The organism is uncultured Rhodoblastus sp. (assembly GCF_903903185.1).
Classification (GTDB): domain Bacteria; phylum Pseudomonadota; class Alphaproteobacteria; order Rhizobiales; family Beijerinckiaceae; genus Rhodoblastus.
Genome location: NZ_CAIUXT010000074.1, coordinates 59281 through 81074 on the forward strand (window position 1 = coordinate 59281; position 21794 = coordinate 81074).

The following is a 21794-nucleotide window of genomic DNA, read 5'->3' on the forward strand; positions in this document are numbered from 1 at the left end:
GCCGCCGCGAACCGACTCCGGTTACCCTTCGCGAACGTCGGGATTTCGCCTTCGGCGCCTCAGGCGCCGCAGCACTTCTTGTATTTCTTGCCCGATCCGCAGGGGCAGGGATCGTTGCGGCCGGGTTGCGGGCCGAGCACCACGGGTTCGCTCTTGATCGTCAGTTCGCCGGCGAATTGCCAGCGCCGGCTTTTGGAATCACGGGCGAACAGCGACTTTTCCTTGTGCGTCAGCTTTTTGCCGTCGTGCGTGTAATGGGCGACAAAGGTCACCGTGCCGGTCTCGTCCTCCTCCAGCCCCTTTTCGGTCTCGACGATCTCCAGTCCGAGCCACTCGGACTGGCGCGCCCATTCGGTCGTCGCCTTGCGGTTGAAATCGCTGCGCTGGTCGAGCGACAGGGTTTCATGGAGGTAATCGACATCGCCCTTGGCGAAGGCGCTGTAGCGCGCACGCATCAGCGCCTCGGCGGTGGTGGGCAGCTTTGCGCGGGCCAGATAGGGACCGCAGCAGGCGGCGAATTCGAGCTTCTCGGGCGCCGTGGCGCGGCAGGGGCAGATTTCTTGCGTCATGGCGCGCAAACTAGCCGATTTTGCACGGCATGCAATTGCAACATCAGGGTTTTGGGAAACTTTCGAGGCTCAGTTCGCCATAAGGCGAGAGCGAGGGCGAAACGGCCGACGACGGCGGCTTGGGCTTTTTGGGGGGCACGGCGGCCGCCGGACGGTCCGCCAGCAAGTCCGCGCCGCCCGCGCGCGAGTCCGGCTCAAGGTTGGCGGCCTGTTCTTCCGGCTCGCTCGACGGTTTGGTGGGCCCGCGATAGGTCGGTCCATAATAAACATGCCGCCCGACCGCCTCGCGTTTCGCGACGCAGACATTTTTCGAAACCCGCAGGATCTGGCCGCGCGGGCAATGCCGGGCCAGCGCCGGTCCCGCCGCGAGCGGCAGCAGGGTGGAAAAGGCCAGCGCGAGACGCGGCAAAAAGGTTGGGCCGACGCGAGGCCCCTTGAGAATTCGGCGCATGATCCGATCTTTGGTCGTGGCGGCCCGATTTTAAGCAGGCCTATCGTGACCAAATTAAGGCTGCGATTAAGCCGCGCGCGGGCTTGCCTTTTGCGTTCCTGCGCCGCATAGGGCGCAAAGCCACGGGCGCCGCGTTGGCGCGCCGCACGCTTTCACTCTCAGGCGAGCCAGATTCCATGGGTTTCAAATGCGGCATTGTCGGCCTGCCGAACGTCGGCAAATCGACGCTTTTCAACGCCCTGACGCAAACGGCGGCGGCGCAGGCGGCCAATTATCCGTTCTGCACCATCGAACCCAATGTCGGCGACGTCGCGGTGCCCGATCCGCGCCTCGAAACCCTGACCAAAATCGCCGGCTCCAAAGAGATCATCCCGACCCGGCTGACATTCGTCGATATCGCCGGGCTGGTGCGCGGCGCCTCCAAGGGCGAGGGCCTCGGCAACCAGTTTCTCGCCAATATCCGCGAATGCGACGCCATCGCCCATGTCGTGCGCTGTTTCGTCGATGGCGACATCACCCATGTCGATGGCGAGGTCGATCCGATCCGCGACATCGACACCATCGAGACAGAACTGATGCTGGCCGATCTCGATTCGCTCGAAAAGCGCATCGTGGCGCTCGAAAAAAAGGCCAAGGGCGGCGACAAGGAGGCGAAGGAAATCGTCGACCTGATGAACCGCAGCCTCGTGCTGTTGCGCGAGGGCCAGCCCGCCCGCCTCGCCAAGATCGAGCCGTTCGAGCGCAAACTCTTCAACCAGCTCGGGCTGCTGTCGTCCAAGCCCGTGCTTTACGTCTGCAATGTCGAGGAGGCCTCCGCCGACCAGGGCAATGAATTTTCCCAAAAAGTGCTGGCGCGGGCGGCGGACGAAGACGCGGTGGCGGTGGTCGTCTCGGCGCAGATCGAGAGCGAAATCGCCGTCATGCCCGCCGCCGAGCAGAAGGATTATCTCGAAGCCGTCGGCCTCGACGAGCCCGGCCTCAACCGCGTCATCCGCGCGGGCTACGGGCTGTTGCACCTGATCACCTATTTCACTGTCGGCCCGAAAGAGGCGCGCGCCTGGACGGTGGAAAAAGGCACCAAGGGACCGGCGGCGGCGGGCGTGATCCATTCCGATTTCGAAAAAGGCTTTATTCGCGCCGAGACCATCGCCTATGACGATTATGTCGCCTGCAACGGCGAGGCGGGCGCGCGCGAGGCGGGAAAGTTCCGGCTCGAAGGCAAGGAATATGTAGTCGCCGACGGCGATGTGCTGCATTTCCGGTTTGCGAACTAAACGGCGAGTCCTGCGCGCAATTCTTCCCGCCAGCTTGACGCCGACCGCTCTTGCCTCGGCAGGACGACCTAGCTTAATTTTCCGCCTCGCCGAACCGCCGGTCCAGCCGCGCGCGGCCTTAACGAGGTTCAGATGATGATCACAAGACGAAACCTGCTCAGCCAGACCGCCCTTTCCGCCGCCCTTGTTTCGATTTCAGGTCTCGCCGCGCGGGCCGAGGAAACCGCCGGGCGTCCCGGCTTCTTCGCCGCCAAAAATATTGCCGAGGCCGGCTATGTCTATGGTCTGCCGATCGTGATGAATTACGCTGTGCTCTATGAATTCTTCATCGACAAGACGTCGAGCCAATATAAAGGCCCGTTCAACGAGATTCACAGCGCCGCCAATGTGTTCACCTACAAAGACACGGCGGTGGTCACGCCCAACAGCGACACGCCCTATTCGATGCTGGGGATGGATTTGCGCGCCGAACCCATTGTGATTTCGGTCCCCGCCATCGAGAAGGAGCGCTATTATTCGGTGCAACTCGTCGACGGCAATACCTATAATTTCGGCTATATCGGCACCCGCGCCACCGGCCCCGAAGCGGGCGACTATCTGGTCGTCGGCCCGGACTGGCAGGGCGACAAGCCGCAGGGGATCGGCAAGATCTTCCGCTCGACGACGCAATTCGCGGTGGCGATTTTCCGCACCCAATTGTTCAATCCCGCCGACATCGACAATGTGCGCAAAATCCAGGCGCTTTACCGGGCGCAGCCGCTTTCGGCGTTTTTGCATCAGCCGGCGCCGCCCGCCGCGCCGGCGCTCGATTTTCCGAAGATCGACAAGGAACTGGCGAAGCAGAATTTCTTCGACTATCTCGACTTCGCCCTGCAATTCGCCCCGGCAGCGGAAAATGAAAAGGAGATCAGGGCGCAGCTTGCCCAGATCGGCGTCGGTCCCGGCAAGACATTCCGTTTCAAGGAACTGTCGCTCGAAAAGAAGCTCGAAACCGTGATCGGGCTCAAGCAGGGCAAGGACAAGGTGGACGCCGCCGTCGAGACGGCCGGGACGAAAATCAACGGCTGGAACATTTCCGCGCCGTTCGGCGACGCCGCGCATTTCAACGGCGACTGGCTGTTGCGCGCCGCCGCCGCCCAGGCCGGCATTTACGGCAATAATGCCGAAGAGGCGATGTATCCGATGACGCGCAACGCCGTCAGCGGCGAGATCATCGACGCCGGCGCCCATGCCTATACGCTGACCTTCCCCGCCGGCGATCTGCCGCCGGTCAACGCCTTCTGGTCGGTGACGATGTATGACAGCAAGACGCAATTGCTGATCAAGAATCCGATCGACCGCTATCTGATCAATTCGCCGATGTTGCCGGGCATGAAGAAAAACCCCGACGGTTCGGTGACGATTTACATCCAGCACGCCTCGCCCGGCCCGGACAAGGAATCGAACTGGCTGCCGGCGCCCGACGGTCCGGTCTATCTGGTGATGCGGCTCTACTGGCCGAAGAAAAACCCGCCCTCGATTTTGCCCGCCGGCAAGGGCGACTGGAAACCGCCGGGCGTGGTCAAGGTTTAGCAGGCTGGGAAAAACCCACGGGCCGCCCTCGTGGTTCGAGACGCCCGCTTCGCGGGCTCCTCACCATGAGGGCTACCCTATTGATTCCATTGACCCTCTCATGCTGAGGAGCGATGCGAAACATCGCGTCTCGAAGCACGGGGGGATCAACCCAAGCATTTTTCAGCAGCCTGTCAGGGCTTCTAAAAATTCCACAAAGGCGCGTTGGCGACGATAAAGTCGCGGAACGCCTGCAGCCGCGCGACGTTCTTCATTTCCTCGGGGTAGGCCAGCCAGCATTCGAACACCGGCATATCCGCGTTGAGATTGAGCCGCGACAGCGCCGAAGTCGCGGAGACGAAATAATCGGGCAGCACGCCGACGCCGCCGCCTTTTTCGATCACCTGCATCATGGCGAAAATATTATTGATCGAGATCGCGGGAATGCGCGGCTTTTTCGCCTCGCGTCCAAGCGTCAGCAACAGGTTGAGATTATTCAGAAAGGTCGCGCCGGCGACGCCGAAGGCGACGATGCGATGGTCGTCGAGGTCCGCCACGGATTGCGGCCGCCCGAAGCGCTCGAGATAAGCGCCCGAGGCATAGGCGTGGTAGTGGACCGGGAAGAGTTTCTTGCGGATCAGGTCGGGCTGGGTCGGTTCGCGCAGGCGCAGGGCGATGTCGGCCTCGCGCATCGACAGGTCGAGTTCCTCGTCGGTCAGGATGACGGTGAGGTCGATGTCCGGATAAAGCTCGCGGAATTCCGCGAGACGCGGCGCGAGCCAGGCGCCGCCGAAGCCGGTATTGGCGGTGACCTTGAGTTCGCCATGCGGCTTGTCGCGCGCGTCCGACAGGCGCAGCCGCGCGCCTTCGAGCTTGCCGATCACCTCCTGCACCGTGCGAAACAGCATTTCGCCCTGTTCGGTCAGCAGCAGCCCGCGCGCATGGCGATGGAAAAGCGCGGTTTTCAGGTCATATTCGAGCGCCGCGACCTGCCGGCTCACCGCCGACTGGCTCAGATGCAGCGTCTCGCCGGCATGGGTGAAGGAGCCCGCGGCGGCGGCGGCGTGGAAAATGCGCAGCTTGTCCCAGTCCATCCCGCCCCCGCAAAAAGTCGGCAAAAGCCCTTATACAGGGAAAAATGCCAAAAAATCCTCGCCAATTGACGACGGCGTCCCCAAATTGGGAGCGTATTGAAGGAGTCGTCGATGTTTTTCCTGCGCAAAAAGCTGCAAATCCCCACCGCCGCCGAGGCTTTGCCCGGAAGGGCGGAAAAAGTCGTCCCTTTGAGCGGCCATTTCGTCAATGGCCGCTCCCTCGCCCCGCCCTTTCCCGACGGGTGCGAGTCGGTTTTGTTCGGCATGGGCTGTTTCTGGGGCGCCGAGCGCAAATTCTGGCAGGCCAGCGAAGGCGTTCATGTCACTTCGGTCGGCTATGCCGGCGGCGCCACGCCCAATCCGACCTATGAAGAGGTCTGTTCCGGCCTGACCGGACACACCGAAGTCGTGCAGGTGGTGTTCGATCCGAAAAAAATTTCTTTCGCCCGCCTGCTGGCCTTGTTCTGGGAATCCCACGACCCGACCCAGGGCATGCGCCAGGGCAATGACACGGGAACGCAATATCGTTCCGCCATCTATACGACGACCGAAGCGCAACTGGCGGCGGCGCAAAAGTCGAAATCGGCCTATCAGGAGGCGCTCGCCAAAAGCGGCTTTGCGGCGATCACCACCGAAATCCGGCCGGCGCCGGAATTTTACTTTGCCGAATCCTACCACCAGCAATATCTTGCCAAGAACCCGGCGGGCTATTGCGGCCTCAACGGCAGCGGGGTCGCCTGTCCGGCCGGTCTCGAAGCTTGAGGCAGGGATTTGGTGAGGAAGGGTCAGGCATGGAATCGGAAAATAAGTTGGTCTCGGGGCTCGAAAACCTGCTGTTTTCGAGCCGCTGGCTGCTGGCCCCGTTCTTCGCCGCCCTGGCGCTGAGCCTGTTCATCCTGCTGCTCAAGACCGGGCAGCATATGGTTCACCTCGCCGAAACCGCGTTCGGCCTGACCGAATCGGAAGTCGTGCTGGAAGTGCTCGGCCTGATCGACCTTTCGCTGACCGGCTCGCTGGTCGTGCTGGTGATCTTTTCCGGCTACGAGAATTTCGTGTCGCGCACCGAACCGGGGCGCAACACCTCCTGGCCAAAATGGCTGGCGACGATCGATTTCGGCGGGCTCAAACTCAAACTGATCTCCTCCATCGTGGCGATTTCCGGCATCCAGACCCTGCGCGCCTTCATGAACGTGCAGAACGAGAGCGACCGTTCGCTGAGCTGGAGCGTCGGCATCCATCTCACTTTCGTGGTGTCGGCGGTGCTTCTGGCCCTGAGCGAACGAATCAGCCATGGCGGTTCGAAGGCGGACGACGGCGGGCATTGACGCGGCAGGTAGCGAAAGGTTCCAAAAATGTCCCTGATCCGATTGAAGCCCGGCAAGCGCATGAGCCAAGGCGTCCTGCTCGGCAATGCGATCTTTCTCGCCGGCCAGGTGGCGGAAAAAACCGCCGGCGGCCCGGTCGGCGCGCAGACGGCGGAAGTTTTGGGCCAGATCGACGCTCTTCTCGCCGAGGCGGGCAGCGACAAGACCAAAATCCTGATGGCGACGATTTATCTCGCCGATATTTCGACCTTTGGCGAAATGAACGCCGAATGGGACCAGTGGGTCGTCGAGGGCGCGACGCCGGCGAGAGCGACGGTCGAGGCCAGACTGGTTGCGCCGGAATACAAGGTCGAAATCGTCGTCGTCGCGGTGGCGTGAACCGGCGGGGGGATCGCCCTCATTCCGCGTTTTCCCCCGCCCCCTTGCCGTTGAGCGGGTTATCCTCGTCCCAGCCATAGGTCAGGGTTTCGAAACGCATGGCGGCGAGGTCGAAAAGCGCCAGCCGCCCGACCATCGACTGGCCGAAGCCGACGATTTCCCGCACCGTTTCCAGCGCCATCAGCGCGCCGACCATGCCGGTCAAGGCGCCGAGCACGCCGGCCTCGGCGCAGGTCGGCGTGGCGCCGGGCGGCGGCTTGTGCGGAAACAGGCAGCGATAGGTCGGGTTGGGCCTGCCGTCCGGCCCGGTTTCAAACGGCCGCAAGGTGGTCAGCGAACCGTCGAACTGCCCGACCGCCGCCGTCACCAAAGGCTTTTTGGCAAAAAAACAGGCGTCGGAGACGAGATAGCGGGTGTCGAAATTATCCGACCCGTCGGCGACGACATCGCAACCGCCGATCAGCGCGGCGACATTATCCCCCGTCAGCCGCAAGGGCTTTTCGATCACCCGGACATGCGGGTTGAGCCGCGCCAGAACTTCCGCCGCGACCTGCGTCTTGGCGCGGCCGAGATCGCCTTCGCCAAACAGAATCTGGCGTTGCAGGTTCGACAGCGACACATGATCGTCATCGACGATGGTCAGTTCTCCGACCCCCGCCGCCGCGAGATAAAGCAACAGCGGCGCGCCAAGACCGCCCGCGCCGATGACGCAGACTTTCGCGTTCTTGAGCTTGCGCTGGCCCGCGCCGCCAATATCGCGCAACACGATATGGCGGGCGTAGCGCTCGACCTCTTCCGCCGAAAGCTGGGGCAAAACCATCATTTATCCCGCGCATCCTTCGCCCAGGCGAGGGCCTGTTCGAGCCGGTCGTCGCCCCAGAAAACCTCGCCATCCCCGGCGACAAAGCTCGGCGCGCCGAACAGGCCGAGCTTTTGCGCCGTCTCGGTCTCGCCGCGCAATTGCGCGCGAATGGAATCGGATTTCGCCTTGTCGAAGGTTTCGGCGGCATTGAGACCGAGACCCGCGAGAATTTCGCCGAGCAGGCCCTCGTCGGAAATCGTCCGCCCCTCGCCGAATTCCGCCAGAAACACCGCGCGGCTGAATTCTGGCCGCAACGCTTCGGGAACCGCCAGCGCCAGACGCGCCGCCAGCAGCGAGTTTTGCGGAAACGGATCGGGGGCGCGAAATTTCAGGCCGCGCTGCGCGCCGAGGCGCTCGATGTCGCGCAGCATATAGCGCCCCTTGGCGGGATAGAGATTGAACGGCGAGGTCGTCCAGCCCTGCGCGGCGAAAATCGGGCCGAGCAGGAAGGGCCGCCAGTTCAGGGCCACGCCCGCCGCCTCGGCCAGCGCATCGCAGCGCATCGCCGCCAGATAGGAATAGGTGCTGGCGAAATCATACCAGAAATCGAGTTGGGCCAAGTCGGTTCTCCGTGAGCGGCGTTGCTATCCGACACCAGCCCGGTCAAAAAATCCATCTGTTCCTGATGGAACTTTGGCTTTCGAGGCTGGCCGAGCGCCAAAATCCCGGTTAGGGCTGGTGGCCGGGTCGAAAAAAGGTTCGCCGTGAAACGTGACTCCGTTTTGTTTTTCACCGCCAGCATGACTGTCGCCTGCCTCGCGATGTTCGCGGCGGCGCCTGAGATCGACCTGCTCGCGGCGGCGCACTTTTTCGACGCCGGCCATTTCATCGGACGCAATCCGGCGGGCGATTTCTGGCGCCGGGTCTGCTATGACGCGCCCTATCTGCTGCTGGCGCTGCTGCTCGTCGCCGGTGTCGCGCGTTGGCGTGGCCGGATTTCGCGGGGGCCGAGCGGGCGCGCCATCGTCTTTCTGCTCGCCAGCCTCGCACTCGGGCCGGGCCTGCTGGTCAATGGCCTGCTCAAGGAGCACTCGCACCGCCCCCGCCCGGAACAGACGCTGGAATTCGGCGGCCCCTGGCGTTTCCGTCCCTTCGAGGCCTTTGACGGCGCATGCCAGAGCAATTGCTCTTTCGTCTCCGGCGAAGTGGCGACTTCCGCATGGACGCTGGCCCCGGCGCTGCTCGCGCCGCCGCCGCTGCGCGCCGCCGCCGTTGGCGCGGCGCTGCTGTTTACCGCCGCAACGGCGGCGCTCCGCATGGCTTTCGGCGGCCATTACCTGTCCGATGCGGTGTTCGCCGCGCTGTTTACGTTTCTCATCGTGCTGGTTCTCTATCGCTGGTATCTTCGCGCGCCTTCCCCGCGCTGAGAGATCGAGCCATGGCGTTGTTGTCCCTGCTGGCCGAAGATGCGACCCTGTTGCTGCGCTGGCTGCATGTCGTCGCCGCCATGGTCTGGGTCGGCTCGGCCTTCGCGCTGGCGCGGCTCGATTTGGGCATGCGTCCCCGCGCCAAAGACGCCGCGCCGCAGAGCCTGCTGCTCCATGCCGGCTCGGGTTTCCGCTTTTCGCGCGCCGCCGAGGCCGATGCGGCGGAGCGGGCGCTCAACTTCAAATGGGAGGCCTATGCGACCTGGGCCAGCGGCTTCGCCCTGCTCTGCCTGATTTTCGGCGCCGCGCCGCAGCTCACTCTGATCGATCCGACTTTGTGGGATGCGCCCTCCTGGGCGGCGGTAACAGTGGCTTTCGCGCTCCTGCCGCTCGCCTGGCTTGCCTATGAGCTCCTGTGCAGGAAAAGCGGCCTTGGCGGCGACCGGCTGCTGCTGGCGCTCTATGGATTCTCGGCGGCGCTGGGCCTGCTGCTCGCCGCCTTGTTTGCGGGGCGCGCGGCCTTGCTGCTGCTTGGCGCGATTCTCGCCACGCTGATGACCGCCAATATCGCCCATGTCATCGTCCCCGCGCAAAAACGGCGGCTTGCGACCTTGCGCGCCGGCCTGCCGGCGGACGCCGACGACGCGAAAGGCGCCGCGACGCGGGCGCTGTATAATCAATATCTGGCTTTGCCGGTGGTGTTCTTCATGCTGTCGGGCCATGCGCCGCTGGTTTTCGCCGGCCCCCACAATGGCGTGGCCGCCGCCTTGTTTCTTGCGGCGGGGTTTGCAATCCGCCGGTTTTTCCTCCAGCGGGCGCGCGGGTTCGGCGCCAACTGGGGGCTCGCGGCGGCGGCGGCGGTCGCCATCGCGCTGGCGCTATGGCTCTGCACGCCCTCCGAACCGTCTCCCGAAAAGGCGGCGGCGCAGTCGGCGGGCGAGGCCATCGCCTCGGTCCTGCGTCCAGAAGGACCGGCGGCGCAGGCCATCGTGGAGCGCCATTGCGTCGCCTGCCACGCGAAAACCCCGCTCCATCCGGGTTTTTTCCATGCGGCGGCGGGGCTGGATTTTTCCGACGCCGCGCGGATGAGGCGATATCGCGGCGAAATCCTGCGCGCGGCGGTTTATACGCGCGCCATGCCGCCGCCCGGCGCCGCCTCGCCCATCGACGCCGACGAGCAGCGCGTTCTGCTGCGCTGGGCGCGGGCGCCCGATTGAGCGCGCGGTCGAGACGTCTCAGCCCTTCTTGTTGCGGGCTTCCAGTTCGGCTTTGAGGGCGGCGAGTTTGGCGAAGGGCGAATCCGGGTCCGCCTGTTTTTCGCGGCGCGGCTTTTCGGCGACGGGCGTTCCGCCGCCGCGCTGGTCGTCCCTGCGCGACTCGTCGCGGCGCTTGCCGTCGAATTTGATATCGAACACGCGGGGTTCGCGCTTGCCCTCCGGCCTCTTGCCGTCGAAACGCGGCTTGCCGCCCTCGGAGCGGCGGTCGTCGCGGCGCGGACGGTCGAATTGGCGCGTTGAAGCAGCGGCGCCAGCCTCTTGCGGCGGCGCCTGTCCCTCGACCGGCGCGCCGTCAACGGGATTTGCCGCGCCCTGAGGCGACCGGCGCGGACCATGGCGGCGATGCTGCTGGTCCGGTCCGCCGCGCTCCTGACGTCCACGGCCATGCTGATGACGCTGCGGCCGCCAGATTTCGATCAAAACCACTTCGGCTTCGGCGGGCGATGCTTCGGCTTCTTCGGCTGCTTCGGCTTGAGCGGCTTCTGCTTCGACCCCGGCGGTCAGGGCTTGCGCGGAATCTTCGGTCAAAGCCTCGGCTTCTTCGCCTTCGGTGGCGGGCGCGGCCGCGGATTGCTCTTCGGTCCCGCCGCTCTCGATCGGCGCTTCAAACGAAATAGGTCCGACGCTGGCCGCCGCCTCGGCTTGAAGCGGTTCCACTTCAGCAGCCGACGGCTCAGCCGCGACTTCAACCGCCGCTTCGGCGGGAGCTTCCTCGGGGACGGGCGCTTCCGCCTCGACCGGCGCCTCCGCCGCCTCGGTCGGAACGGCTTCCCCCTCCGTTTCAACCGGCGCTTCGGACGCGGCGGCTTCCGATATTTCAGCGACGATCGTCGCGGCGGCTTCCGCCGCTTCCGTTTCCGTCGTCTCGACGGCGGCGGGTTCGGCAATCACCCGTTTGGCCGGCTCGGTCGCCGCCTTGGGGATGATCGCGACGGTAATGGCCGGGCCGGGGCGCTGCTCATTGGCATAGCCGAGCGATTTCAGAATGCTTGCAAAGCTTTCGCCGGAACAGCCGGCCAGAGAGGTCATGGCGACGGTGACGACGAAACCCTCGCCATCGGCGGCGCCGGGGGGCGGATCGCCGACGGTGACGCCGGGACGATAGGCGATGGCGGGGCGGATCAGGTCGGCCAGACGCTCCAGGATATCGACGCGCACCGCGCGTTCGCCGCAGACGCGAAAGCCCGCCGCCCGATAGAGGCCGCGATTGACCTCCGGGTCGGCGGCAAACGAGGTGCGGCCCGAAGAGGCGAGATGCGCGACTTCGTCAATGCCCTTGACCGTTTCGAGTCCGCCGTGCTGCAAGGCCCAGAGCTGCGCCGCGAGCGAGCGCGGGGCCGGCTTGAGCAAGGCCGGCAGATAAAGGTGATAGGCGCCGAAACGTACGCCGAGCTTGCGCAGGGCGGCGCGCGCGTCCTGCGGCAGGGTCTTCATCTCCTCGGCGACGCGCGAACGCTCCAGCACGCCGAGCGACTCGCCGATCTGGAAGGCGATGCCGCGCGCCGCGCCCTCGAGTCCTTCGCCGGATTCCAGCTCGTCGAGCGAGCCGAGCCATTTCCTGACATGTTGCGCCAGCCACAGATCGAGCCGGGTCTGCACGATTTCGAGCTGGGCGCCGGCCAAAATCTCGTCGGCGACGATTTTCGCGCGCGGCTTGAGAATGTGGTCGCCCGCCGCGATCCGGCCGACCGGCTCGCCGAGCCAGCGGATGACGCCGTCATTGGCCAGCACGAAGGCCTCGTCCACCGCTTCATGCACGCGCCTCGCGCGCGCCTCGATCTCGCTCGCCAGCGCCTTCTGCGCCGCCGCGTTGAGGGTCCTGGCTTCTTCGCCGGCGGCCTGAGGATCGTGGGCGAAACAAAATCCGGTCAGCGAGCCGACGTGATGGCCTTCGACCAAGACCTGGCCCGTCGATGTGACTTCGGCTTCCAACATTGTGTTCTCTCTCAGGCGGCGCATCAGGACGCTGGCGCGCCGGTCAACAAATCTCTGGGTCAGGCGCGCGTGCAAAGCGTCGGACAGACTGTCCTCTACCTGACGCGCGACGCCCTGCCAATGCTCCGGATCAATCAGCCAGTCGGAACGATTGGCGATGAAGGCGCAGGTGCGCACCTGCGAAATGCGCTGCGACAGAGCGTCGATGTCGCCGTCGGCGCGGTCGAGCACGGAAATCTGGCGGGCGAACCAGTCGTCGGGAATGCGGCCGGCGCGCACGATGAATTGATAGACGTTCAACACCAGATCGGCGTGAGCGGCCGGGGAAGTCTTGCTGTAATCGGGAATCTGGCAGACTTCCCAAAGCCTTTCGATGTCGGCGCGGGTCTTGGCGTTGCGCCGCACATGGGCGTCGCGCGACGCCGTTTCCAGCGCGATCTGGTCTTCGGCGGCCGGCGCGCGGGTGACGCCGAGCCGGTCCGGCGTGATTTCGAGCGAGGCGGCGAGATCTTCAAGACTGGAAAAATCCAGCTTCGCGTTGCGCCATTGCAACAGGGTGACGGGATCGAAGGCATGGGCCTCGATCATCTGCGCCAGTTCCTCGTCGAATGGCGGGCAGCGGCCGGATGTGCCGAATGTGCCGTCGCTGACATGGCGCCCGGCGCGGCCGGCGATCTGGCCGAATTCCGCCGGATTGAGGCGGCGATGCTGGTAGCCGTCGAATTTGCGGTCGGAAGCGAAGGCGACGTGGCCGACGTCGAGATTGAGGCCCATGCCGATCGCGTCGGTGGCGACGATGTAATCGACGTCGCCATTCTGGTAGAGCTCGATCTGGGCGTTGCGGGTGCGCGGGCTCAGCGCGCCCAGAACCACCGCCGCGCCGCCGCGCTGGCGCCGGATCCATTCGGCGATGGCGTAAACATCCTCGGCGCGAAAGGCGACAATGGCGCTGCGGCGCGGCAGCCGGGCGATCTTGCGCTCGCCGGCGAAGGTCAGCTGCGACAGGCGCGGGCGCGCATGGACCTTGATGCCCGGCAGCAGGGTTTCCAGCACCTCTTGCATGGTCGCCGCGCCGATCAGCAGGGTTTCCTGGGTCCCGCGCCGGTTGAGAATGCGATCGGTGAACACATGCCCCCGGTCGAAACTGGCGGCGAGCTGGATCTCGTCGATGGCGACGAAGGGCAAATCGAGATCGCGCGGCATGGCCTCGACCGTCGAAACCCAGTAACGCGCCTGTTTCGGCTTGATCTTTTCTTCGCCGGTGATCAGCGCCACGGCCTCGGCGCCGACTTTTTCGACGACCCGATTATAGACTTCGCGCGCCAGCAGCCGCAAAGGCAGGCCGATCATGCCCGCCGGATAGCTCAGCATCCGCTCAATGGCGAAATGGGTCTTGCCGGTATTGGTCGGACCGAGAATGGCGGCGACGTTCTTGCGCGTTTCCGCCTTCTGCATTTCCGTCGCCGACAGGCGCGGCGAAAGGCCGGACATGAAAGCCATAGCGGCCAAACTCCCTTGAGCCCTGTTACCGCCTAACACGAATCAGGCGGATCGCGGAAGCCGCCACCGGCCCGGGTAAACGCCCTGTCCCGTTTTGACGCGGCGCCATCGGCCCGGAGAAAAGCTTTTTATGTTCCAAACCAGAGGCTTGGCCTTTGCGCTCGATTCCGCGCAGAGCCCGGCTGGCCGCATGACTTTAAGGAAACGAACCTTGCGCGAACGAATCGCGCCCGAATCGCTGACTGGCGATGAATCCCGCTTTGTTCGCGCCATATGTGGTTGGTCGAGCGCATGGAGGCGCCAAGGGTTGAATCGACGGGTTCGAAAGGGCGATTCTCCCGGGATGCCGAACGGACTCCGAAGTGACGTATTGTCAACCCGTTACGCGAACGGAAAATTTTAGGGCGCGAAGCGCAGTTCCGAAGCCTCGATCACCGCCGTCCCGGCCAGCGTCATCAGCGAGACGCGATAGGGCACGACCACGCGACTATTGGGAACGGGGGCGAGCCAGACTTCCATCTCCCGGTTTTCCGCCATGAATTTGGTGGTGCGGGCGGTGGTCTTGTGGCCGGCGACGGGAATGTAGCGGGCCGAGCAGATCGTCACCGGACCGGAATAGCCGGCGGTGCTGACTTCCTTGACGCCGACGTAGCTCAAGGTCACGTCGAACCGGGTATAGCCGTCGAACACTGGCACGCGGCGGTCGCAGGCGGCGGGCCCGACCGGATTGGCGCCTTGGGGCACCGGCAGGATGAAGGCCGAGAGCGGATCGACGATGTCGCGCTTGTCCCGTTCTGTCAGGGGCACGCGTTCGGGGCCCTTGTCGCCGTCCCAATAGGGCGAATATTGCACCTGCCGCACCGTGCCGGCGTTGAGCGCCATGCGAAGGGTGCGGGTTTCGCGCGCATTGGAGGCGGTGGTGGCGTAGGCGAAGGGAACGATGGCGCCTTCCTCGTGGGACCCGGACGAGGCCAGCGCCATTTTCAGATTGGACACCAGCGCGGCGATGCCGGTCAGGCGCACATTGAGATCGACCTTGTAGCTCTTGGTGTCGATCGAACTATTGGCCACGGCGACGCCGATCGGCAGGCCGATCAGCGAGACACGATAATTGGCGTGCATGGTTTCGGCCCGGGCGGCGCCGGACCCGGCCGCGGCAAGGACGACCGCAAGCGCAACACAGGCGCGGGGAATAAGCAATTTCATGCCGTGACGGCCCTTGTGCCATTGCCGCGCGAAACGGCGGCCCGCTTTTCGAAGTCGAAAGTTAACCCTGACTGATTCGCACCCGACGAAGGCCAATATAAGGGCGCGCGCGCGATGCGCCAAAAAGTCTTTGCCGAAGGCCGGATAAAAGCGCGCGCGCCAAGGTTTTGAAAAGCCGCGCGCCTTTTCGCTTGCCGCCTCCAGATGGCCTCGTTATAACGCAGGCCTCCAGGGCGCGGCCTTTCCTGTCTGGCCGCAAATGTCGGAGTGTAGCGCAGCCTGGTAGCGCACCTCGTTCGGGACGAGGGGGTCGTAGGTTCGAATCCTATCACTCCGACCACTTTTTCAGCCGGTTTCGCGGTATCGGCGGCGCGTCGCGCGCTTGACCTTTCCGGCCCGCTCCCTTATGAACGCCGCTCCATGAACCGTGTTGCGCGAAAACAATTGTTCCCGCGCCGTCTAAGTGTTTCCCAGTGGCGGCGAGGCCGTCCGGGACCTTCGGCGAACCGGCGGTTTCAAGAATTTCGGCCGCGAGGCCATTTGTTACCGGCGCAAGCCGGCGCGGGCCTCGTTCGCCGGCGTGATCAGCTATCGAAAGGAAGTCCCATGTCCCGCCGTTGCGAATTGACCGGCAAGGCCGTGCAGTCCGGCAATCTCGTCAGCCACTCCAATCACAAGACCCGCACGCGGTTCCTGCCGAACCTCGTCAACGTCTCGCTGATTTCGGATTCGTTGCAGCGTTCGGTGCGCCTGCGCATCGCCGCCGCGGCGCTACGCTCGGTCGAGCATCGCGGCGGCCTCGACGCCTTCCTGCTCAAGGCCCGCGACGCCGAACTCTCGGTCGACGCCCTCAAGCTGAAGCGCGAAATCGCCAAGAAGGCCGCCGCCGCCGCGCCGCAGGCCGCCAGCGCCTGACCGGCCAGAATTGAAATTAAAAGGCGGCTCATCGCCCTGCCCCTGTTAAAGGGCGCCCATCTACAACATTCTACCATGACGGTTTGGCGTGGTTGAATCGGAGAGGCGATAACGCCTCTCCGACATCCATGTTTTGCGATGAAAATAATCAACGCCTCACAATTATTTCCGCATCCGACGGAATGCGCCCGTGTTTGCAAGCATTTGCAAGATGCGATTGGCGGAACGGGTTGGGGTTGCGCTTCAGACCGCATATTGCAGAGAGACTGGCTGCGCAGGCAGATGGTTACAGGATTTCGACCGCGACCTGCTGGTGACGCGGGACATAGCCAATATATTTGAACCGCAAGTCCTTCGTGGCGATCAATTCCATAAAGGCCTTGTATTCGTGACGGCGCCATCCGACGTAATTGAAAAACTCGTCGAACACGATGATTGTCCCGGCGGCGATGCGATCCTGGCAAAGATCGAAGATAATTTTGGTCGAGGAGTAAAGATCGCAATCGACGTGGATCAAGGACGCCTTTTCAGAATGGTTTGCCAGGAAGGTCGGAAGCGCTTGATCAAACCACCCGACGACAAGTTCGACGTTGTCGCCGACCTCCGGAAGATCGCGGCGAAAGCAGCCTTTCGGGAAGTCCGGGCGCCAATCTTCGGGCAGGCCCTCGAAGCTGTCGAACCCATAAATTCGCTGGGTCGTCAGCGAAGCTAAAAAATTGATGGTCTGTCCCGAAAAAACTCCGAATTCAAGAATGAGTCCTTCCAGCTTCCTTTGTCCCATCGCATATGCGAGCAGCGCAAGATGATCTGTGAATGTCGGCAAATCGTTGAATTCCGAGGCGGCAAAATTGGCGGAGTCGACGCCCGCGGCTATCCGGGCGATTTTACCAAGATCTGCTCCATCAAATCTGGTGTCGTTCAGGCCAAGCAAGTCACAAAACTTCCGTTCGACGAGCGCATCGAGGATCTTCAAAATTTGATTTGAATACTCAAGGTTTTCATTTTCCATTATCAAATCCTCGTCACCCGATAATCGAGTCAGACCTGAAAAACCATATTTGTCGTAATGGATCAAGACAATGGCGCACTTGACCAATTGGGGTGGACGGCCCCCGCCGCCGAAGATGTCGCACAGGGGCGGAGTGTATCAACATCTTTTGCCGGGGCGGGCCGCGTGTCCGCCCTTTTCTTTGCAGCCTACCCCCTCAAAGCGGCGGGAAAAGCTTGAACAGCCCACTCTTGCGGCTGATCCATTCCCGCGCCGGACCGGCTTTTTCGAGAAAGACGCCGCGCAGTCCGGCAATGTCGAACCATGCGACCACTAAAATATAAAAGCCGCCGCAGAGCAGGATTTTCAGCAGCATCGGCGCCAGTCCGGGCGCGAAGCCGCGCAGCGGAACATTCAGCGCCGCCATGCAAGCGCAGCCGAGGACGGTCAAAGCGAGATCGCGGGCGCGCGGCCATTGCGGCGCATTGGCCTGGGCGAAGCCGATCAGCACGACGAGACCGACTGCAAAGCTCAGGCTTTGCGCGACGGCGAGGCTGGAGGCGTCGTTTCCACGCGGCAGAGCGAGGAAAAACAACGGATCGGCGATGGCGGCGGCGAGCGCCGCCACCACCATCGGCCAGGTCTTTCGCGAAATCTGGAACAGGGCGCCAATCGCGAACTGGCCCAGCGCCAGGCAGAACAGGCCCGGCAGCATCAGAGCGAGAAAATGCGCGAAAGGGCCGCGAAAGGCCTCCGGCACAATCAGCGCCTCGACGCTGGGCAGGACGATCCAAATGCCGACACAGGCCGGGGAGAGAGCGGCGAAGACCATGGCCATGTTGCGCGCCACCTGCGCCTTGCCATGGTCCTCGCCATGCGACTCATGCGCCCGCACCGCGATCTGGAACAACAGAACGTCGAGCGCCGAACCGATCGCCTGCACCGCGCGCTGGCCGAGGTCGAAGGCAAGCGCAAACCGCCCGGTCTCGGCAAAGCCGAAAAACCGCGCCGCCAGATCGCGATTGGCCAGCGGAATCAATTGATAGAGCACGATGGCCGCGACGATCGGCAGGGCGTAGGCGGCATATTGGCGCGCCAGATGCGCATCGGCCGCGCCGCGCCCGGTCCCGGCGTCGGCCATGCCCTTGCGCCAGATCAGCAGCGACCCAAGCAGGCTCGACATGCCGGCGAGGAGCGCAATCCGCGCCGAACCGGTCGCCCAGGCCCCGCCCGCCGTCACCACGAGCGCCAGCAGGTTCTTGGTGACGATCAGCCGCAGATAGAGCCCGTCATTGAACCGCGCCCGCACCAGCGCCGCGCCATAGTCGAACAGGCCATTGGCGATGGAGGCGAGCAGCGCCAGGGCGACGAGATCGCGCGGCAGCGAAAATTCCGGGCCGAAAAAGGCCAAAATCAACGCGAGCGGCGCAAACAGCAGGGTCGCGATCGCAAAGGCGGCGTCGAGCGTGGCGCGAACCCGAGGCGCCTCGCGCCGCGTGCGCTCGGAATAGAAGCGCACGGCGCATTGGCGGATCCACTCAAAAGCCAGCGCCTGGCCGAAGGTCATGACGGCGATGGCGAGGGCGAATTTGCCATATTCGCCCGGGCCGAGAAATTTGGCGACGATCAATCCGACGATGAGATTGAAGATGGTGTTGACGAGAAACGTCAGCAGGACGCTCATCGTTATTTTATCCTTTTATAACAATAGCTTGCTATGTTTATCCGCCTGGCTGAGGTCGCCGTCGCCGCCGCAGACTATCTCCCTGTCGATAAGAGAGTCTTGAGGCGCGCTTGTCCATGCCCGTTTACCCCGATCCGCCGGTTTACCTCGTCCGGAACGATGCGACGCAAGCTCTGCGAACGCCTTGACAGCGCGCGGGCCGGTCCCTATTTACGCGTCAGCCTGTTAGCACTCTCTCATTGCGAGTGCCAGCAGGCTCTCCTTTCCCAGCCCCGGCCTTTTCGGCCGCGTCGGCTCAACCAACAGGACATACTCCATGGCCTTCCGTCCCCTGCATGACCGTGTCGTCGTCAAGCGCCTCGAAGGCGAAGAAAAGACCAAGGGCGGCATCATCATCCCCGACACCGCCAAAGAGAAGCCCCAGGAAGGCGAAATCGTCGCCGTCGGCCCAGGCGCCCGCGACGAAGCCGGCAAGCTCGTCCCGCTCGACGTCAAGGCCGGCGACCGCGTGCTGTTCGGCAAATGGTCCGGCACCGAAGTCAAGATCGACGGCCAGGATCTGCTGATCATGAAGGAATCGGACATTCTCGGCATCGTCGGCTGATTTTCCTTCCCTTCCCTTCCCTCCCCTTTCCATTTTTTCAGGAGCTAAAACATGGCTGCCAAAGAAGTCCGTTTCTCGACCGATGCGCGCGATCGTCTGCTGCGCGGCGTCGAAATCCTCGCCAACGCCGTCAAGGTAACGTTGGGTCCCAAGGGCCGCAATGTGGTGATCGAGAAGTCCTTCGGCGCTCCGCGCATCACCAAGGACGGCGTCACCGTCGCCAAGGAAATCGAACTCGCCGACCGTTTCGAGAATCTGGGCGCCCAGCTCGTTCGCGAAGTCGCCTCGAAGCAGAATGACATCGCCGGCGACGGCACCACCACCGCGACGGTTCTCGCCGCCTCCATCGTGCGCGAAGGCGCCAAGGCGGTCGCCGCCGGCCTCAATCCGATGGATCTGAAGCGCGGCATCGATCTTGCCGTCGAGGCCATCGTCGCCGACCTCAAGAAGAACTCGAAAAAGGTCACCTCCAACGACGAGATCGCCCAGGTCGGCACGATTTCGGCCAATGGCGACACCTTCATCGGCTCGGAAATCGCCAAGGCGATGCAGAAGGTCGGCAATGAAGGCGTGATCACGGTGGAAGAGGCCAAGAGCCTCGAAACCGAAACCGACATCGTCGAAGGCATGCAGTTCGACCGCGGCTATCTCTCGCCCTATTTCGTCACCAACGCCGAGAAGATGATCGCCGAACTCGAAGATCCCTATATCCTCATCCACGAAAAGAAGCTGTCGTCCTTGCAGCCCTTGCTGCCGGTGCTCGAAGCCGTCGTCCAGACCGGCAAGCCGCTGCTGATCATCGCCGAGGACGTCGAAGGCGAAGCTCTCGCCACCCTCGTCGTCAACAAGCTGCGTGGCGGCCTCAAGATCGCCGCCGTCAAGGCCCCCGGCTTCGGCGACCGCCGCAAGGCCATGCTGGAAGACATCGCCATCCTGACTTCGGGCACGGTGGTGTCGGAAGACATCGGCATCAAGCTGGAGAACGTGACCCTCGCCCAGCTCGGCCGCGCCAAGAAGGTGCGTCTCGACAAGGAGCACACCACCATCGTCGACGGCGCCGGCGACAAGAAGGACATCGAAGCCCGCATCGCCCAGATCAAGGCGCAGGTCGAGGAAACCACCTCGGACTATGACCGCGAGAAGCTGCAGGAACGCCTCGCCAAGCTGGCCGGCGGCGTCGCGATCATCCGCGTCGGCGGCGCGACCGAAGTCGAAGTCAAGGAAAAGAAGGACCGCGTCGAAGACGCCCTCAACGCCACCCGCGCGGCGGTCGAGGAAGGCGTCTCTCCCGGCGGCGGCGTCGCTCTGCTGCGTTCGATCCAGGCGCTCGACGCCGTGGTCACCGCCAATGCGGACCAGAAGACCGGCGTGCATATCGTGCGCAAGGCCATCCAGACCCCGGCGCGCCAGATCGTCGACAACGCCGGCGCCGATGGCGCGGTCGTGGTCGGCAAGCTGCTCGAATCCACCGACTACAATTTCGGCTTCGACGCCCAGACCGGCGAATATGGCGATCTGGTCAAGCTCGGCATCATCGACCCGACCAAGGTCGTGCGCACCGCCATCCAGGACGCCGCTTCGATCGCCGGCCTGATCGTCACCACCGAGGCGACGATCACCGAAGCGCCGAAGAAGGACGCCCCCCCGGCGATGCCGCAGGGCGGCATGGGCGGCATGGATTTCTGATCCAGCCGCGTCGCGCGTCAAACCAATGCAGGGAAGGCCGCCGAAAGGCGGCCTTTTTCTTGTTCGCAGACGCCGGTCGCGTTTTTCTCGCCCGCAGGCGCCGGCGACGTAAATCGCCGCCGTCTGAAGGTTTTCGTCAAGGTCCGCCCGCGAAGATCGCCTCGGCCATCGATCGCTGTTCATGTTTCGTGAAAACAAAAAAGCGTCGAGTCTGTCAGGAGACGAATTTTTTTAAGAAATGTGCTGGTTTCGGGGAAAATCGGCTTCGGCGATGCCACCGCTGATTTCGTCCGCCACTCGTCTCGACATGGCTCCATTCGCCGCGCCGACGTCGTCACGGATTCGCAATCCGCGACATTTTACCTTGAGCGAGGCAATTCGCTATGCCGACAATTTTGCATTTTGCAAATAGCGCCACGAGCCAGTTCTGGCTTATCCTTATAATTCAGATGGTTAGCCGATATCTGGGTGATCTGGAACTTGGCGCCGCATTTGCTTTTAAAAATTGTCGGAGACGTTCCCGGCCAAGGTCCCCTTGAAAACGAGGACCGAATGATTTCAAAACCGGCGGGCCTCGGACTAAGGCGCGCGGCCCAAATCGTCAAATCGTCCCGGGCCGATATGACCATCGCCACTTTCGCGCAAACTTCATGCCGCGTACCATTGATCGAAATCAATTTTGATGTCGCTTCAATCGCAACGTGGCAAGGCTGCACTCGGGCCGGAGAAAACATGGACCAGCGTCAAACCAAGACTTCCGCTTTCTACAATTCCTTTGCTGCGGCAGATGGCAAACAGGAAAGCGCGCAGGCGACCTCCCGCGGCAAGACCACGACTCGCGTGGAACTGCTCGACGCGGTCTATACCGCCTGCCCGTCGTTGTCGCGCGCCCAGGCCCGCGACGTTTTCGAAATCACGCTCGAAGAAATCGTCTCCGCGCTGCTGCGCGAAGACCCGGTGCGGTTGCGCGCCTTCGGCGCCTTCCAGGTCCGCTCCAAGCGGGAACGCACCGGCCGCAACCCGCGCACCGGCGTCGAAGCGAAGATCAACGCCCGCCGCGTCCTGACCTTCAAGCCCTCTCCGACCCTTGTCGCCCGGGTCAACGGCGACCAGTCGGAATGATTGGGC

At 63.4% G+C, this 21794-nt stretch carries 20 protein-coding genes and 1 tRNA gene; 12 read left to right on the top strand and 9 right to left on the bottom strand.

Annotated elements, in window-relative coordinates; all coding sequences use genetic code 11:
* Positions 1 to 59: 59 nt before the first annotated feature.
* Entirely contained in the window at positions 60 to 569 is a 510-nt protein-coding gene (locus QZY01_RS07070) for a YchJ family protein (RefSeq protein WP_294535141.1), read from the bottom strand.
* 43 nt (positions 570 to 612) lie between these two features.
* Complete coding sequence (locus tag QZY01_RS07075) at positions 613 to 1020, bottom strand: hypothetical protein (protein WP_294535144.1); 408 nt, start codon at positions 1018 to 1020, stop codon at positions 613 to 615.
* A gap of 176 nt (positions 1021 to 1196) precedes the next feature.
* Here QZY01_RS07075 and ychF point away from each other — a divergent pair, with 176 nt between their 5' ends.
* Together ychF and QZY01_RS07085 are read left to right on the top strand one after the other, a co-directional pair.
* Positions 1197 to 2294, top strand: a complete 1098-nt coding sequence (gene ychF, locus QZY01_RS07080; protein WP_294535146.1) for a redox-regulated ATPase YchF — start codon at positions 1197 to 1199, stop codon at positions 2292 to 2294.
* Positions 2295 to 2429: 135 nt separating this feature from the next.
* Positions 2430 to 3866, top strand: a complete 1437-nt coding sequence (locus tag QZY01_RS07085; RefSeq protein ID WP_294535210.1) for a DUF1254 domain-containing protein — start codon at positions 2430 to 2432, stop codon at positions 3864 to 3866.
* Positions 3867 to 4048: 182 nt separating this feature from the next.
* Here QZY01_RS07085 and QZY01_RS07090 read toward each other — a convergent pair whose 3' ends face one another.
* Positions 4049 to 4939, bottom strand: coding sequence for a LysR family transcriptional regulator (locus QZY01_RS07090; RefSeq protein WP_294535148.1), 891 nt, complete (start codon positions 4937 to 4939; stop codon positions 4049 to 4051).
* Between the two features lie 111 nt (positions 4940 to 5050).
* On the opposite strand from QZY01_RS07090, the gene msrA reads away from it, so the two are divergent.
* From msrA to QZY01_RS07105, 3 genes are read left to right on the top strand one after another with little or no spacing between them, the layout of a single operon-like run.
* Positions 5051 to 5701, top strand: coding sequence for a peptide-methionine (S)-S-oxide reductase MsrA (gene msrA, locus QZY01_RS07095; RefSeq protein ID WP_294535150.1), 651 nt, complete (start codon positions 5051 to 5053; stop codon positions 5699 to 5701).
* Positions 5702 to 5730: 29 nt separating this feature from the next.
* Positions 5731 to 6264, top strand: coding sequence for a TIGR00645 family protein (locus QZY01_RS07100; RefSeq protein ID WP_294535153.1), 534 nt, complete (start codon positions 5731 to 5733; stop codon positions 6262 to 6264).
* Positions 6265 to 6291: 27 nt separating this feature from the next.
* Positions 6292 to 6642: a RidA family protein gene (locus QZY01_RS07105; RefSeq protein WP_294535155.1), complete on the top strand. Its 351-nt coding sequence runs from the start codon at positions 6292 to 6294 to the stop codon at positions 6640 to 6642.
* 19 nt (positions 6643 to 6661) lie between these two features.
* Here QZY01_RS07105 and moeB read toward each other — a convergent pair whose 3' ends face one another.
* On the bottom strand, positions 6662 to 7462 hold the full coding sequence (gene moeB, locus QZY01_RS07110) for a molybdopterin-synthase adenylyltransferase MoeB (protein ID WP_294535214.1): 801 nt from the start codon (positions 7460 to 7462) through the stop codon (positions 6662 to 6664).
* Positions 7462 to 8064: a 2-hydroxychromene-2-carboxylate isomerase gene (locus tag QZY01_RS07115; RefSeq protein WP_294535158.1), complete on the bottom strand. Its 603-nt coding sequence runs from the start codon at positions 8062 to 8064 to the stop codon at positions 7462 to 7464. The genes moeB and QZY01_RS07115 overlap by 1 nt, the downstream gene beginning before the upstream one ends.
* A gap of 144 nt (positions 8065 to 8208) precedes the next feature.
* On the opposite strand from QZY01_RS07115, the gene QZY01_RS07120 reads away from it, so the two are divergent.
* Together QZY01_RS07120 and QZY01_RS07125 are read left to right on the top strand one after the other, a co-directional pair.
* Positions 8209 to 8871: a phosphatase PAP2 family protein gene (locus QZY01_RS07120; protein WP_294535161.1), complete on the top strand. Its 663-nt coding sequence runs from the start codon at positions 8209 to 8211 to the stop codon at positions 8869 to 8871.
* Positions 8872 to 8882: 11 nt separating this feature from the next.
* Positions 8883 to 10088, top strand: a complete 1206-nt coding sequence (locus tag QZY01_RS07125; RefSeq protein ID WP_294535163.1) for a urate hydroxylase PuuD — start codon at positions 8883 to 8885, stop codon at positions 10086 to 10088.
* Between the two features lie 18 nt (positions 10089 to 10106).
* On the opposite strand, the gene QZY01_RS07130 is transcribed toward QZY01_RS07125, so the two are convergent.
* Both QZY01_RS07130 and QZY01_RS07135 read right to left on the bottom strand, forming a co-directional pair.
* Positions 10107 to 13538: a helicase-related protein gene (locus QZY01_RS07130; protein ID WP_294535217.1), complete on the bottom strand. Its 3432-nt coding sequence runs from the start codon at positions 13536 to 13538 to the stop codon at positions 10107 to 10109.
* 444 nt (positions 13539 to 13982) lie between these two features.
* Positions 13983 to 14789: a DUF3108 domain-containing protein gene (locus tag QZY01_RS07135; protein ID WP_294535167.1), complete on the bottom strand. Its 807-nt coding sequence runs from the start codon at positions 14787 to 14789 to the stop codon at positions 13983 to 13985.
* A 263-nt stretch (positions 14790 to 15052) separates the two neighbouring features.
* On the opposite strand from QZY01_RS07135, the gene QZY01_RS07140 reads away from it, so the two are divergent.
* Together QZY01_RS07140 and rpmB are read left to right on the top strand one after the other, a co-directional pair.
* A tRNA-Pro gene (locus QZY01_RS07140) sits at positions 15053 to 15129 on the top strand.
* A 266-nt stretch (positions 15130 to 15395) separates the two neighbouring features.
* Entirely contained in the window at positions 15396 to 15704 is a 309-nt protein-coding gene (gene rpmB / locus QZY01_RS07145) for a 50S ribosomal protein L28 (protein ID WP_294535169.1), read from the top strand.
* A gap of 286 nt (positions 15705 to 15990) precedes the next feature.
* Here the strand turns inward: rpmB and QZY01_RS07150 are convergent, their stop codons facing one another.
* Together QZY01_RS07150 and QZY01_RS07155 are read right to left on the bottom strand one after the other, a co-directional pair.
* The gene (locus QZY01_RS07150; protein WP_294535172.1) at positions 15991 to 16713 is read right to left on the bottom strand and encodes a class I SAM-dependent methyltransferase; all 723 of its coding nucleotides are present in this window, start codon (positions 16711 to 16713) and stop codon (positions 15991 to 15993) included.
* 196 nt (positions 16714 to 16909) lie between these two features.
* Complete coding sequence (locus tag QZY01_RS07155; protein WP_294535174.1) at positions 16910 to 18376, bottom strand: lipopolysaccharide biosynthesis protein; 1467 nt, start codon at positions 18374 to 18376, stop codon at positions 16910 to 16912.
* 316 nt (positions 18377 to 18692) lie between these two features.
* On the opposite strand from QZY01_RS07155, the gene groES reads away from it, so the two are divergent.
* The 3 genes from groES to QZY01_RS07170 all read left to right on the top strand — a co-directional run bounded on the left by groES (position 18693) and on the right by QZY01_RS07170 (position 21788).
* Positions 18693 to 18980, top strand: a complete 288-nt coding sequence (gene groES / locus QZY01_RS07160; protein ID WP_104510664.1) for a co-chaperone GroES — start codon at positions 18693 to 18695, stop codon at positions 18978 to 18980.
* 51 nt (positions 18981 to 19031) lie between these two features.
* Positions 19032 to 20666 (top strand): chaperonin GroEL, encoded by a 1635-nt coding sequence (gene groL / locus QZY01_RS07165; protein WP_294535182.1) that lies wholly within the window; start codon positions 19032 to 19034, stop codon positions 20664 to 20666.
* A 732-nt stretch (positions 20667 to 21398) separates the two neighbouring features.
* Entirely contained in the window at positions 21399 to 21788 is a 390-nt protein-coding gene (locus tag QZY01_RS07170; RefSeq protein WP_294535185.1) for an HU family DNA-binding protein, read from the top strand.
* Positions 21789 to 21794: the final 6 nt, after the last annotated feature.